Source organism: Achromobacter sp. (genome assembly GCF_049647645.1).
Classification (GTDB): domain Bacteria; phylum Pseudomonadota; class Gammaproteobacteria; order Burkholderiales; family Burkholderiaceae_B; genus Achromobacter.
Map to the genome: position 1 here is coordinate 1 of NZ_JBARYB010000082.1, position 13,452 is coordinate 13,452.

Sequence of the window (13,452 nt, forward strand, 5' to 3'; positions counted from 1 at the left end):
GAGCGTGACGGGGCGGGTCGGGAAGCCGGCGGCGCTGGCCGGCCGCTGCAAGGCCAGCGCGGCAGGCAAGGCCGCGCCCAGCTTGAGCAGGCTGCGGCGTCGGGCCGAGGGAGGACTGCAATGAGGATTGTTCATGTTGTCTCCGTCCTGGTTGTGGGTGCTTCAGATGCCGGGCGGGCAGGCCATATGTGCCTACAGCGCAATGCCGCGTCCGATCAGGCTGGCGACGTCCGGCTCGCTATAGCCGGCCTCGCGCAGGATCTGATTGCTGTGTTCGCCTGGCAGCGGGGCCTGGCGGCGTATGGCGAACTGGAAGCCAGACATCTTCACCGGGCTGGCGACGTGGGCATGGAGGCCATAGGCCGGATGCTCGGCCTGCAGCGGCATGCCGCGGGCGATGAACTGTGGATGCTCCAGGCTTTCCGCCAGCTTGAGTACCGGCGACACGCAGCAGTCGGCGCCTTCCAGCAGCTCCAGCCAATGCGCCAGCGGCTGCCTGCCAAACAGCTGCTGCAACTCGCCGCGCACGCGCGCCTGCTGCGCGGCGTCGCCGTTGCGGTGGAGCGGCGCCAGGTCCGGACGCTCCAGCCGCCGGCACAGCGTTTCCCAGAATTTCGGCTCGAGCGCGGCGACCGCCAGATAGCGTCCATCGGCGGCGCGGTACTGGCCGTAGCAGGCCAATCCGCCGGACAAGGTGTCGGCGCCTGCCGGGCGGGTGTCGCCGCGGGCGTTGAGCGTGGCCAGCGGCACGACGGCGGCGGCCAGCAGGCCGTCGGCGATGGCGATATCGATATAACGTCCGCGCCCGCTGCGCTGGGCGTCGTACAGCGCGGCCAATATGCCCATCACAGCGGTGAGCGAGCCCCCCAGAATGTCGGCCACCGGCAGGTTGGACAGCGCCGGCAGATCGGGCCCGCAGCCCATCTGGTCGGCGACGCCGGCGCAGGCGGCATAGTTCAGGTCATGGCCGGCGGCATCGCGTTGCGGGCCGTCCTGTCCGTAGCCTGTGATGCTGCAATAGACCAGTTGGGGATTGTGCCGCGCCAGGGTGGGGTAGTCGGCCTGCAGCCGCGCGGCCACGCCGGGCCGGAAACTCTCGATCACCACGTCCGCGCTACGCGCCAGCGCGGCCAGCGCCGCCTGCCCTTCGGGATGCTTGAGATCCAGCCGCAGCCCGCGCTTGTTGCGGTTGCAGATGGCGCGCAGAGGCGGGGGCGCATAGTCGCCCGCCTGCGTGTCTTCGATCTTGATCACGTCTGCGCCCAGGTCGGCCAGGTACTGCGCGCCCAGCGGGCCGGGCAGGAGCCGCGACAGGTCCAGGATCCTGACCCCAGCGAGCGGAGCGGTGTTCGGCGTATCCAAAGAGGGACTCCCGTAAATACGAAGTGGCATGCCCGCCACGGGCTCGGCCCAGTCTAGGCGCGGCTTTGCGGCCAACCAATGGCGGATTCGCTGATTCCGCTTGGCGGGAATGCTCACGCCAGCCATTCCTGTGCGCGCAGGCTTTGGCTACCATCGATCCATCGGCGTACGCCAGCCGCTGGATTCCCTCATGACCCATCACACCATTGCCGTGGGGCATATCGCCCAGATTCTGCAGGGCGCGCGCGGCCGGGGCGTGGACGTGGACCGGGTGCTGATGCGCGCCGGTGTGCCGCCTTCCCTGCTGCAGGCGCCGTTGGCGCGGGTATCGCAGGCGCAGCTCGCGCAGATAATGCGGGTTTTGCGCCGCGCCACCCGGGATGACTTCCTCGGCATGGGCCAGCATCCCGTACCCCTGGGGGCGTTCGATCATGCCTGCCGGATTGCGCTGCAGGAAGCTACCGTGGGGCAGGCGCTGCGCGTGGCGTTCCGCTACTACCACGGGGTATTGCGGGATTTCACCGCCCGCCTGTGCGTCTGCGGCGAGCGCGCGCGCATCGTGCTCGACTCGCGCGGTCCCAATAGCTGTGCGCGCTGGTATGGCGAGCGTACCTTCCTCCTCTTCACGCTGGGTGTGGCCAACTGGCTGGCGGCGCGGCGGATTCCCATTCTGGGCGTGGACTACAGCAGCGGCGCCCGCAGCGCCGATGCGCACAGGCTGTTCTACGCGCCGGTGCGCTATGGTCAGCCCGTCACGGGCCTGTGGCTGGAGTCGCGCTGGCTTGCGCTGCCTGTCGTGCAGAACGAGCAGACGCTCAAGCCTTTTCTGGCCAAGGCGCCGTTCGACCTGTTGGTGAAGTACCAGGACCGCACCACCCTGACCGACCGCATCCGGCGCCTGCTGCGCAACGATCTTTCCAAGGAACTGCCCTCCTTGGCCCAAGTCAGCGCGCAGCTCGCGATGACGCCGCAGACGCTGCGGCGGCATCTGCGCGATGAAGGCCAGGGCTTTCAGGCCTTGAAGGACGATCTGCGGCGCGACGCCGCCGTCGAATACCTGGGCCGACACGATCTTTCCTTGATGGAAATCGCCGAGCGCCTGGGGTTTTCCGAACCCAGCACCTTCCATCGGGCCTTCAAGAAATGGACCGGCGTATCGCCGGGCGAGTACCGCCGCAACCGCCTGGTCGGCGGCCCCTCGGCGCAACCGCGAGCCGCTGACACTTTTGGCCTATCGGTTTGACGCCTGCGGCCATTGCAGCGATCCGGCGTCAAGGGAGAAGCTAGGGGCATCGCGACGAACGCACGTCGTTCCCGACAGGGAACCGCCCAAGCCTACGCGCGCCGCAGGAGACAAGCACCATGTATCTGACACAAGGTCTGCATCGCGCAGGCCGGCTGCACCCCGCAAAAATCGCGCTGCGCGAAGACGCAAGACGCTGGACCTACGCCAGGTTGATCGATTGGACCGCGCGCAAGGCCGCCGTGCTGCGCGGCCATGGCGTGTTGCCGGGCGATCGGGTGGCGTTCTGGAGCGCCAACGGCGCGGATTATGTGTCCTGGATCCTGGCGTGCTGGTGGTTGGGGGCGGTGGTGGTGCCGCTGAATACGCGCTGGAGCGGCGCAGAGCTTGCACAAGCGCTCGCCGATTGCAGCCCGCGCCTGCTGCTGGTGGACGAGACGATGGCGCCGCGCATGGCCACCATCGACATTCCCGCAGGCACGGAACCGCTGTCTGCCGAGGTCCTGGAAGCCCACGCCACGGCGGCGGTGGAACAGGAGGATGTCCGCGCGGGCGGCGACACGCTGGCCGCGATTCTCTTTACCGGCGGCACCACCGGGGCGCCCAAGGGCGCCATGCTGACACACGCAAACCTGTGGACCGCCGCGGTGGGCAGGATGGCCACCGTGCCGACGTCGCCCGACAGCCATACCCTGCTGGTCGCGCCGCTCTTTCACGTGGCCGGACTGGGGCGGCTGATCGGACAATTTGTCGCGGGCGCATCGGTGGCGATACAGCGTGGCTTCCATCCCCGCGCGGTGCTGCAGGCTCTGCAGGACGATGGCATAACCGAGGTGTTGCTGGTGCCCAGCATGATCCAGATGCTGCTGGATGAGCCCGGGTTCGCGCAATATTGGCTGGGCGGCGTGCAGCGCGTGATCTGGGGCGCCTCGCCGATTTCGCGGGCCTTGCTCGACCGGGCGCTGGCGGCTTTTCCGCAAGCGGAGTTCGTGCATGCATACGGCATGACGGAGACCGCCGCCACCGTGGCTGTCAATGCGGAGGTGCGCCAGGGCGGCGCGCGCGCCGAATCGGCGGGACGGCCTGCCGTGGGCGTGGAAACGCGCATTCTTGCGCCCGACGGCAGCGAGGTGGCGCCGGGCGTCGTCGGCGAACTGGCGGTGCGCGGACCCATGGTGATGCAGGGCTACTGGAACCGGCCCGAAGAAACGCGTTGCGCGTTCAACCAGGGTTGGCTGCTGACCGGCGACGCGGCCCGCCAGGATGAAGACGGATATCTGTACATCGTGGACCGGCTCAAGGACATGATCATCAGCGGCGGCGAAAACATCTACGGGGCCGAAGTGGAAGGTGTGCTGGCCCGTCATCCACTGGTAGCGCGTTGCGCGGTCATCGGCGTGGCGCACGCGCGCTGGGGCGAGACGGTGCATGCGGTGATCGTGCCCCGTCCCGGCATGGCGGTGGATGCGGACTCCCTGGACAGGCATTGCCGCCAGCATCTGGCCCCCTACAAGTGCCCCAAGACCTATGAATTTCTTAACGAGTTGCCCATGTCGGCCGCGGGCAAGGTGTTGAAGTCCGCGCTCAGGCAGAACCATGAATCCAGGAGCGCGACCGTCGCCGCGCCCGCTCATCAGGAGAATCAGGCATGAATCGGAAAGTATGGGTGGCAGGGGTGGGCATGATCCCGTTCAGCAAGCCCGGCGCCAGCGAGGCATATACCGTGATGGGGGCGCGCGCCGTGCGCGAGGCATTGCGGGACGCCGGGCTGCAATACGATGCAGTCCAGCAGGCCTACGCCGGTTACGTCTACGGCGATTCGACTGCCGGGCAGGCAGTGGTCTACGGCGTGGGGCTGAGCGGCATCCCGGTATTCAACGTCAATAACAATTGCGCGACCGGTTCCTCGGCGCTGTTCCTGGCGCGTCAGGCCGTGGAAAGCGGCGCGGTGGAGTGCGCGCTGGCGGTGGGTTTCGAGCAGATGGTGCCCGGCGCGCTGAAGAGCGTGTACGAGGATCGTCCTTTGCCATTGCAGGATTTCATCTCGGCGATGACCGAAATGCAAGGTTATGACACGGCCAAACCGCGCGCGGCCCAGTTCTTCGGCGGCGCGGGCCGCGACTACATGAAGGAACACGGCATCGGCGCCGACATCTTCGCCCGCATCGCGGTCAAGGCGCGCCAGCATGCCGCGCGCAATCCCTATGCGGTGTTCCGCCAGGCGGTCACGCTGGACGAGGTGCTGGCCGCGCCCATGATCTTCGATCCCCTGACGCGCCTGCAATGCTGCCCGCCCACCTGCGGCGCGGCGGCCGCCATTTTGTGCTCGGACGAATTCGCTCGCCGCCATGGACTTGCGCCCATCGTCAGCATCGCCGCGCAAGCCATGACGACGGACACGCCGCCCACCTTCGGCGCAGGCGACATGCGCAAGGTCGTGGGCTTTGACATGACACGGACCGCGGCCGACCGGGTTTATGAGGCTGCGGGCATCAGTCCCGACGATGTGGATGTGGTGGAGTTGCACGATTGCTTCACCGCCAATGAGTTGATCACCTACGAAGGCCTGCGCCTGACGCCGGAGGGCACCGCCGAGAAGTTCATCCTGGAGGGCGACAACACCTATGGCGGCAAGGTCGTGACCAATCCATCGGGAGGTCTGCTGTCCAAGGGCCATCCGCTGGGCGCCACCGGCCTGGCGCAATGCACCGAGCTGGTGTGGCAGCTGCGCGGCCAGGCGGATCTGCGCCAGGTCGAGGGCGCCAGGCTGGCGCTGCAGCACAACCTGGGACTGGGCGGCGCCTGCGTGGTGACGCTGTACCAGGCAGCTTGAGGAGAACGCCATGCTGGATGCAAGCCATATCGGCGCCGCCTTGCCCGCGTTCAACGTGACCGTCGAGGCGGGCCGGCTGCGCTTTTTCGCCCAGGCCACCGGGCAGAGCGACCCCATCTACACCGACGAGGCTGCCGCGCGCGTGTCCGGGCTCCCTGGGTTGCCGGTGCCGCCGACCTTCTTCTTCTGCCTGGAGATGGCAAGCCCGCATCCTTCCGCCATGCGTGAACTGTTGGACATCGACATTGCCCGGGTGCTGCACGGCGAGCAGGCTTTCGTCTACCACGCCATGGCGCATGCGGGCGACGAGTTGCGCTTCGAACCGCGCATCGCCGACATCTATACCAAGAAGGGCGGCGCGCTGGAGTTCGTCGTGCGCGAAACCCGGGTGACCGACGCCGCCGGGCGCCTGGTGGCCGAACTGCGCGCGACCACGGTCGTGCGCAATGCATGAGGAGCGCGCGATGAGCTCGGTTATGAATCGTGAATCCAAGGCTGGCGACGAGCTGCCCGGCTTTACAGCCGGGCCGGTCAGCCGGCTGGGGCTGGCGCTGTACTGCGGCGCCTCGGGCGACCACAACCCGATACACGTGGACCTGGATTTCGCCCGCGCCGCCGGCATGGACGACGTATTTGCCCACGGCATGCTGTCGGCCGCCTATCTGGCCCGTCTGCTGACGAACTGGGCGCCGCAATCGGCGCTGCGCGAGTACGCCGTGCGCTTCGTGGCGATCACGCATGTGGGCGACGAGGTCCGCTGTACGGGCCGCGTGGTGGAACGCTTTGAAGCGCAGGGCGAAACCCGTCTGCGGGTGGAACTGCATGCGCGTAGCCAGACCGGAGAACTGCGCTTGAGCGGCGTGGCGGTGCTGGCGGTCCGGTAAACCAAGAGAGGAGAGTGCGATGGGTACATTGGAAGGCAAGGTAGCGCTGGTTTCGGGCGCGGGACGCGGCATCGGTCAGGAAATCGCGCTGAAGCTGGCGCGCGAAGGCGCGAGCGTGGTGGTGAACGATCTGGATGCGGGGCCGGCGGAGGAAACCGTCGCGCTGATCCGCAAGCTGGGCGGCCAGGCGCAGGCCTGCGCCGGCAGCGTGATCGAATCGGGCTTCGCCGAGCGCTTCGTCGGCACCGCCGTGCACAGCTTCGGCGGCCTGGACATCATCGTCAACAATGCCGGTTACACCTGGGACAACGTGATCCAGAAGATGACGGACGAGCAATGGGACGCGATCCTGGCCGTGCACCTGTCCGCGCCGTTCCGCATCCTGCGTGCCGCGTCCGGCTTCATCCGCGTGGCAGCCAAGGCCGAAGCGGAGCAGGGCAAGGAAGTGTTCCGCAAGGTCGTGAACATCTCGTCCACTTCCGGTGTAATGGGCAATGCGGGCCAGGCGAACTATTCCGCCGCCAAGGCCGGCATCAACGGCCTGACGCGCGCATTGGCCAAGGAATGGGGCCGCTACAAGGTCAACGTCAACAGCGTGGCCTTCGGGCTGATCAAGACGCGCCTGACGGAAGCGCCCGCCGATGGCGACGCCACGCTGGACATCGAAGGCAGGCAGATAAAGGTGGGCGTCAATCCGCAGGTGCTGAAGAACGCCGAAAGCTTGATCCCCATCGGCCGGGCTGGAACCCCGGCGGAAGCCGCGGGGGCGGTATACCTGTTCTGCCTGCCCGAGTCCAACTACGTCAGCGGCCAGGTCCTGGTCGTGGGCGGCGGCCGTCCTTGAGGGCAGGGGAATGAGCATGGACACGCCACGGCAAGGCTGGATGGACGCGGACCTGACGCTGTTCCAGGATTCGACGCGACGCCTCTTCGACAAGGAGTTCGCGCCCGACGAAGAGCGCTGGCGCAAGCAGCAGCACGCAGACCGCGAGGTCTGGAACAAGGCGGGCCGCCTCGGCCTCTTGTGCGTGAGCATGCCCGAGGCCTACGGCGGCGGCGGGGGCAGCTTTGCCCACGAGGCCATCGTGGCGGCGGAGCAGGCGCGCGCCATGGTCCATGGCTTCAGCAACAACGTGCATAGCGCCATCCTGGCGCACTACATCCTGAACTACGGCACCGAGGCGCAGAAGCAACGCTGGCTGCCGCGCATGGCCACGGGCGAGCTGGTGGGCGCCATCGCCATGAGCGAACCCGGCGCCGGGTCCGACCTGAAGAGCGTGCGCACCACCGCCACCCAAGAGGCCGGGGAATACGTGCTCAACGGATCCAAGACCTTCATCACCAACGGCTTGCATGCGGACCTGGTCTGCGTGGTGGCCAAGACCGACGCACAGGCAGGCGCCAGGGGCGTCTCGCTGATCATGGTGGAAACCCAGGGCCTGGCGGGTTTCAGGCGCGGGCGGCTGCTGGAGAAGCTGGGTCAGAAGAGCCTGGACACGGCCGAGCTGTTCTTCGATGGCGTGCGCGTTCGCCAGGATTGCCTTCTGGGCGGCGTGGAAGGCCGCGGCTTTGCCCAGCTCATGCAGCAGCTGCCGCGCGAACGGCTGCTGATTGCGGTGGGCGCGGTGGCCACCATGCGGCGCGCCATCGAGGAAACCCTGGCCTACGCCAGCACGCGCCAGGTCTTCGGCCAGGCGCTCATCGAGTTGCAGAACACCCGCTTCAAGCTGGCAGAGTGCGAGACCGTCGCCACCATCGGGGCGCGCTTCGTCGACGATTGCATCGAGCGCCAACTGGCGGGCACGCTGGACCTGTCCACGGCGGCCATGGCCAAGTGGTGGACGACGCAGATGAACTGCCAGGTGATCGACGAATGCCTGCAGTTGCACGGCGGCTACGGCTACATGCTGGAGTATCCGATAGCCCGGATGTACGCGGATGCGCGGGTCGGCAAAATCTACGGCGGTTCCAACGAAATCATGAAGGAAATCATCGCGCGCGGCATGACAGCCTGAGGCGTTTGGGAAAGAGCCGCAACGAGCCCGAGGAGACAAGATGCAGCAAGCGCACTATCGGTTTTGGCCCAAGGGACTGCCGAAGGAAATCACCCCGCCGCAGTCCAGCCTGTACTTCAACCTGGAGGCGTCCGCCACGCGCTATCCGGACAAACCCGCCATCGTGTTCTACGACACCGTGCTCGACTACGCGCGCCTGAGGCGCGAAGTCGACGCCATGGCGGGGTACCTGCAGCACAGCGCCGGAGTGAAACCGGGCGACCGTGTCCTGTTGCTGAGCCAGAACTGTCCGCAGTTCGTCATCGCGTATTACGCGATCTTGCGCGCCGATGCGGTGGTGGTGCCCGTCAATGCCATGAGCACGCAGGATGAGCTCGCGTACTACCTGGAGGACAGCGGCGCCCGCGTGGCCTTCGCCGCGCAGGAACTGTGTGCGCGTCTGGGCAACTCCGTCGAAGACGGACGCCTGGACCGTGTCATCGTCCACACCTATTCGGATTACCTGGCAGACCCGGCTACCGACGCGCCGGAATGGGTCGCCGCGCCCAGGCGCGCGCCCGCTGTGCGCGGCGGCGTACCCTGGTACGGCGCGCTGGCGGTCAACGCGCAACCATTGCCACATCGGGCGAGCACGAAGGACCTCTGCCTGCTGCCCTACACCTCGGGCACCACCGGCCGGCCCAAGGGCTGCCGCCATACCCACGGCACCATGGCCGCGTCCCTGGCCGGTTCGCAGCTTTGGCGCGGACTGACGTCCGAGGCGGTCATCATGGGCGTGGCGCCGATGTTCCACCTGCTGGGCATGCAGAGCTGCATGAACACGCCCATTCTGCTGGGCGCCACGGTGGTGGTGCTATCGCGCTGGGATCGCCAGGCGGCCGCCCGGCTGATGGCGCGCCACCGGGTCAGCGTCTGGGCCGCGCCGCCGGCAATGATCGTGGACTTCTTCGCGCAGCCCGGCATCGAAACGCTGGACCTGTCCAGCCTGGCGCAGCTATGCGGCGGCGGCGCGCCCATGCCCGAAGCGGTCTCGGCCATGCTGGCCAAGCGCTACGGCATCACCTACAACGAGGCCTACGGCCTGACGGAAACCGCCTCGTTCCTGCACTGCAATCCGTTGGACCGCAACAAGCGCCAATGCATAGGCGTACCCACCTTCGGCGTGGACACGCGGATCGTGGACCCGGCCACGCTGGCCGAGCTTCCCCAAGGGGAAACCGGCGAACTCGTGACGCGCGGCGCGCAGGTCATGCTGGGGTACTGGAACAACCCCCAAGCCGACGACGACTCCTTCTTCGTGCTGGACGGGCAGTGCTACTTCCGCACCGGCGACCTCGGCCGGGTGGACGAAGAGGGCTACTTCTACGTGACCGATCGTTTGAAGCGCATGATCAACGCATCCGGCTACAAGGTCTGGCCAGCGGAGGTGGAGAACGCGTTGTACGAGCACCCGGCAGTGCACGAGGCTTGCGTGATCGGGGTGCCGGACGCCTTGCGCGGCGAAACGGTGAAGGCCCTGCTGGTATTGCGTGACGAGGCGCGCGGCAGCGTGCGCGAAGAAGAAGTGATCGCCTGGGCCCGGACCCGCATGGCGGCCTACAAAGCGCCGCGCATCGTGGAATTCGTGGATGCCCTGCCCAAGTCCAGTACCGGCAAGATCCAGTGGCGGCAGTTGCAGGACGCGGGCAAGGCAGCGGCCTAGCTCGTGCGCGTGCGCAAGATCAGGGGCCGGCAGGCGGCTCCTGGGCCTTCCCCGCCAGCCCTTTGAGCAAGCGGCCGAGTTCCACGGGAAAGGGGAAGACGATGGTCGAGCTGTTTTGCGCACCGATCATGGCCAGCGTGCTCAGATAGCGCAGCTGCATGGCTTCGGGTTGTTCCGAGAGCGTGCGCGCCGCGTTCAACAGCATCTGCGCAGCCTGCTCTTCGCCTTCGGCGTGGATGATCTTGGCGCGCCGTTCGCGCTCCGCCTCGGCCTGCCGGGCGATGACGCGGATCATGCCTTCGTTCAGGTCGATGTGCTTGATTTCCACGTTCGCCACCTTGATGCCCCACGCGTCGGTCTGCGCGTCGAGGATGCTCTGCACCGCATTGTTGACCTTGTCGCGCTCCGAGAGCAGTTCATCCAGATCATGCTTGCCCAGCACGGAGCGCAGGGTGGTCTGCGCCAGTTCGCTGGTTGCCTGCCGGAAGTTCTCCACCTGGATCACGGAGCGTTCCGGATCGATCACGCGGAAGTAGATCACGGCATTTACCTTGACCGACACGTTGTCGCGCGAGATCGCGTCCTGGCTGGGCACGTCGAACACGGTCATGCGCTGGTCCACGCGGACCATTTGTTGCACCACGGGTATCAGCAGGATCAGCCCCGGGCCCTTGACCCCGGTATAGCGGCCGAGCGTAAATATCACGCCCCGCTCGTACTCGCGCAGGATGCGGACCGACAGGGCGAACAGCGCGATGGCCAGCGCCAGGATGGGGGCGTAGAAGGCGAGGTTCATCAACATGGCTGGCTCCGCTTGGGTAGGATATCTGCGTGGTCGGGAGAGGGCGTCATCGCTTGGACGGCGGCAGGCCGGCGTCTGGCTGCACGAGCAAGGTCACGCCCCGGACGGCGGTGATCACCACGGTGTCGCCTGCCGCGAGCCCGGCCGGACCCACCGCGCGCCAGCGCTCTCCCGCCGCCGCCACGTAGCCTTGCTCATCCGCCCAGCTCAGCACCTTGATCCGCAGTCCGATCAGCGCCTCGGCGCCGCTGACGATGGGCGCATGGCGCGAGCGCAAGGCCAGCCGGCCGATCAGGAAGGTCATCCCCAGGCTGGCCGCGGCGACTCCCGCCACCAGCGGCAGGGACACGCCCAAGGCCGGCGTGTCGGTGTCGATGAGCAGAATGGCCCCGAGCACGAAGGAGACCGCGCCGCCCATGCCCAGGACACCCAGCGTAGGCGCGAATATCTCCGCCACCATCAGCGATGTTCCCAGCAGGACCAGCGCGATCCCGGCGTAAGTCAGCGGCAGCGCCGCCAGGGCGTACAGGCCGATCAGCAGGCAGATGGCGCCGAAGATGCCCGGAAACAGGGCGCCCGGACTCATGAACTCGAAGATCAATCCGTACACGCCCGCCATCAACAGCAGCAGCGCCAGATTGGGATTCGTAATCACGCTGAGCACCTGGGTGCGCCAGTCGGGCTCGCGCGCAAGCAGGCGCAAGTCGCGGGTGTGCAGAGTGGTATCGGCGCTGCCGACGCGGACGCGGCGTCCGTCGGCCTTGGCCAGCAGGTCGGGCACGTCGTCGGCGACCAGGTCGATCACGTTCTGCGCGCGCGCTTCGCCGGCCGTGAGGCTGGCTGCGGCGCGCACAGCCTGTTCAGCCCAGTCGGCATTGCGGCCGCGCAGCGCGGCGAGCGACCGGATGTAGGCCACGGCGTCATTGATGGCCTTGGCTTCGCCCGCATCCTTCGGCGCGGCCGACGCGGTCTTGTCCGCGGGTTCCGCTGACGGTTTCTTGCCGGCCTGGTCAGCTGGCCCGGAGGGGCTGTCGGCCGGCCGGGGCGGGCTGCCGCCCAGTGCGATGGGCGTGGCCGCGCCCAGATTAGTGGCGGGCGCCATGGCCGCGACATGGCTGGCGTAAAGAATGTAAGTGCCGGCGCTGGCGGCGCGTGCGCCGTTGGGCGCCACGTAGGAAATCACCGGAATCGGCGACGCGAGAATCGCGCGGATGATGTCGCGCATGGAGGCGTCGAGTCCGCCGGGGGTGTCGATCCGCAGCACGATTGCCGCCGCATTCTGCTCCCGCGCCGCCTGCAGGCCGCGGATGACGTAGTCTGCCGTGGCGGGGCCGACGATGCCGTCCAGGGACAGCACGACGGCGGCTTGCGGGCCGCCGGCAGGTTGCGCGTTCGCGCCGGCCGCACAGATCGCCATTGCCGCCAACAGCGCCGCCACGCGGCGCAGCTTGCGCAGCATTGAACAGCTTCCGGACAGCAGGCTCAGGATCGGGGCGGCCATGAGCTGGTTTCCTCCGACGCGCAGCGCCGGACGGCAGGGCGGCGCTGCTGCTATGTCCAGAGTACTACTTTCGCCAATTAATTCAGAGCGTTGCGGAAGATAGACGCGGACGGCATGGCTACCTCAGGGTGATCCCCGTCTGCTGCACTACCTGGGTCCAGTACTGGCTGTCATCCTCCATCCGCGCGGCGAGATCGCCTGACGTACCGCCTTCAGCGATCAGCCCCAGTTGCGCATAGCGTTCGCGCACTTGGCTCGATCCAAGCACGCTTGCAACATCTTTCGTGATTTGATCGACTACGGGCTGCGGGGTGCCGGGAGGCGCATAGAGACCGACCCAGGTGTCCCGGTCCAGCCCGGCAATGCCCAGCTGGGCGAAGCTGGGCACGCCGGGCAGCAGCGCCGAGCCCGCGGGCGTAGTGACGGCCAGCACGCGCGTCTTGCCCGTTTGCGCCGCCTTGGTGGCGCCGGCTGCGCTCAGGAAGGCGCTGCCGACATGTCCCCCTATCAGGCCGCTGAGATTGGGGCCTTCTCCCGCGAAGGGAATGTGGGTGATGTCGATGCCTTTTTCGCGCTTGAGAAGTTCGCCGAAGAAGTGGGTGCTGGTGCCCTCGCCGCTGGAGCCGTAGCTCACGGCGCCCGGTTTGTCGCGGGCCAGCGCGACGTATTGCGCCAGGTTTTCCGCCGGAACCGCCTGCCGGTTGACCAGTAGCGCAACCGGCGTGGTAAAGAGGGTGGAGACGGGCAGCAGGGCCGCCGCCGCCGGCGCGGCGCCGTCCTGGCTGCGGGTCAGCTGTTCGTTCAGCGTGGAATTGGTGGCCGCGACCAAGGTGTAGCTGGGCGGACTTTTGGCGGCCAGGGCCAGGCCGATGCGGCCGGAGGCGCCGGGACGGTTCTCGACGATCACGGCCTGGCTCCATAGAGAGCTCAAGCGCTCGGCCAGGATGCGGGCGGCGCCGTCGACCGCGCCGCCCGCCGGATAGGGCACGATCAGCCGCACCGGCTGGTCGGGGTAGGCGGCGGCTGCGGCGGCGGGCCTGGCAGCGAGCGCCGTCAGCGCGGTGATCGTGAACGCGGTCAGGCGGATGGCTTTCTGCATTCCTTGTCTCC

General features: G+C 67.5%; 12 protein-coding genes. 8 read left to right on the forward strand and 4 right to left on the reverse strand.

The genetic code is table 11. The features are described 5' to 3' along the window. Positions 1-192: 192 nt before the first annotated feature. Complete coding sequence (locus WBB14_RS09360; protein WP_424239572.1) at positions 193-1,392, reverse strand: CaiB/BaiF CoA transferase family protein; 1,200 nt, start codon at positions 1,390-1,392, stop codon at positions 193-195. A 160-nt stretch (positions 1,393-1,552) separates the two neighbouring features. Here WBB14_RS09360 and WBB14_RS09365 point away from each other — a divergent pair, with 160 nt between their 5' ends. From WBB14_RS09365 to WBB14_RS09400, 8 genes are all read left to right on the forward strand, one after another. Further along, positions 1,553-2,605: an AraC family transcriptional regulator gene (locus tag WBB14_RS09365; protein WP_424239573.1), complete on the forward strand. Its 1,053-nt coding sequence runs from the start codon at positions 1,553-1,555 to the stop codon at positions 2,603-2,605. A 119-nt stretch (positions 2,606-2,724) separates the two neighbouring features. Beyond that, on the forward strand, positions 2,725-4,257 hold the full coding sequence (locus tag WBB14_RS09370) for a class I adenylate-forming enzyme family protein (RefSeq protein WP_424239574.1): 1,533 nt from the start codon (positions 2,725-2,727) through the stop codon (positions 4,255-4,257). Then, the gene (locus WBB14_RS09375) at positions 4,254-5,438 is read left to right on the forward strand and encodes a lipid-transfer protein (RefSeq protein WP_424239575.1); all 1,185 of its coding nucleotides are present in this window, start codon (positions 4,254-4,256) and stop codon (positions 5,436-5,438) included. The genes WBB14_RS09370 and WBB14_RS09375 overlap by 4 nt, the downstream gene beginning before the upstream one ends. Before the next feature lie 10 nt (positions 5,439-5,448). Continuing rightward, a complete protein-coding gene (locus WBB14_RS09380; protein ID WP_424239576.1) occupies positions 5,449-5,892 on the forward strand; it encodes a MaoC family dehydratase N-terminal domain-containing protein in 444 nt (147 codons plus the stop codon). Positions 5,893-5,914: 22 nt separating this feature from the next. Continuing rightward, positions 5,915-6,322: a MaoC family dehydratase gene (locus WBB14_RS09385; protein ID WP_424239577.1), complete on the forward strand. Its 408-nt coding sequence runs from the start codon at positions 5,915-5,917 to the stop codon at positions 6,320-6,322. A 19-nt stretch (positions 6,323-6,341) separates the two neighbouring features. Then, complete coding sequence (locus tag WBB14_RS09390) at positions 6,342-7,166, forward strand: SDR family NAD(P)-dependent oxidoreductase (RefSeq protein WP_424239578.1); 825 nt, start codon at positions 6,342-6,344, stop codon at positions 7,164-7,166. A 16-nt stretch (positions 7,167-7,182) separates the two neighbouring features. Beyond that, positions 7,183-8,337 (forward strand): acyl-CoA dehydrogenase family protein, encoded by a 1,155-nt coding sequence (locus tag WBB14_RS09395; protein WP_424239579.1) that lies wholly within the window; start codon positions 7,183-7,185, stop codon positions 8,335-8,337. 40 nt (positions 8,338-8,377) lie between these two features. After that, complete coding sequence (locus WBB14_RS09400; RefSeq protein WP_424239580.1) at positions 8,378-10,039, forward strand: long-chain fatty acid--CoA ligase; 1,662 nt, start codon at positions 8,378-8,380, stop codon at positions 10,037-10,039. A 19-nt stretch (positions 10,040-10,058) separates the two neighbouring features. On the opposite strand, the gene WBB14_RS09405 is transcribed toward WBB14_RS09400, so the two are convergent. From WBB14_RS09405 to WBB14_RS09415, 3 genes are all read right to left on the reverse strand, one after another. Beyond that, positions 10,059-10,841 carry a slipin family protein gene (locus tag WBB14_RS09405; RefSeq protein ID WP_424239581.1) on the reverse strand — a complete coding sequence of 261 codons (783 nt, stop codon included), beginning with the start codon at positions 10,839-10,841 and terminating at the stop codon, positions 10,059-10,061. Between the two features lie 46 nt (positions 10,842-10,887). After that, positions 10,888-12,342, reverse strand: a complete 1,455-nt coding sequence (locus tag WBB14_RS09410) for an NfeD family protein (protein WP_424239582.1) — start codon at positions 12,340-12,342, stop codon at positions 10,888-10,890. A gap of 118 nt (positions 12,343-12,460) precedes the next feature. Beyond that, on the reverse strand, positions 12,461-13,441 hold the full coding sequence (locus WBB14_RS09415) for a Bug family tripartite tricarboxylate transporter substrate binding protein (RefSeq protein WP_424239583.1): 981 nt from the start codon (positions 13,439-13,441) through the stop codon (positions 12,461-12,463). Between the last annotated feature and the right edge of the window lie 11 nt (positions 13,442-13,452).

Excerpts from the sequence above, each read along its gene's own strand:
- WBB14_RS09385 (WP_424239577.1), top strand. The coding sequence starts at position 5,915 with ATGAATCGTGAATCCAAGGCTGGCGACGAGCTGCCCGGCTTTACAGCC.
- WBB14_RS09395 (WP_424239579.1), top strand. The coding sequence starts at position 7,183 with ATGGACACGCCACGGCAAGGCTGGATGGACGCGGACCTGACGCTGTTC.
- WBB14_RS09365 (WP_424239573.1), top strand. The coding sequence starts at position 1,553 with ATGACCCATCACACCATTGCCGTGGGGCATATCGCCCAGATTCTGCAG.
- WBB14_RS09415 (WP_424239583.1), bottom strand. The coding sequence starts at position 13,441 with ATGCAGAAAGCCATCCGCCTGACCGCGTTCACGATCACCGCGCTGACG.
- WBB14_RS09380 (WP_424239576.1), top strand. The coding sequence starts at position 5,449 with ATGCTGGATGCAAGCCATATCGGCGCCGCCTTGCCCGCGTTCAACGTG.
- WBB14_RS09405 (WP_424239581.1), bottom strand. The coding sequence starts at position 10,841 with ATGTTGATGAACCTCGCCTTCTACGCCCCCATCCTGGCGCTGGCCATC.
- WBB14_RS09410 (WP_424239582.1), bottom strand. The coding sequence starts at position 12,342 with ATGGCCGCCCCGATCCTGAGCCTGCTGTCCGGAAGCTGTTCAATGCTG.
- WBB14_RS09370 (WP_424239574.1), top strand. The coding sequence starts at position 2,725 with ATGTATCTGACACAAGGTCTGCATCGCGCAGGCCGGCTGCACCCCGCA.
- WBB14_RS09390 (WP_424239578.1), top strand. The coding sequence starts at position 6,342 with ATGGGTACATTGGAAGGCAAGGTAGCGCTGGTTTCGGGCGCGGGACGC.
- WBB14_RS09400 (WP_424239580.1), top strand. The coding sequence starts at position 8,378 with ATGCAGCAAGCGCACTATCGGTTTTGGCCCAAGGGACTGCCGAAGGAA.
- WBB14_RS09375 (WP_424239575.1), top strand. The coding sequence starts at position 4,254 with ATGAATCGGAAAGTATGGGTGGCAGGGGTGGGCATGATCCCGTTCAGC.
- WBB14_RS09360 (WP_424239572.1), bottom strand. The coding sequence starts at position 1,392 with ATGCCACTTCGTATTTACGGGAGTCCCTCTTTGGATACGCCGAACACC.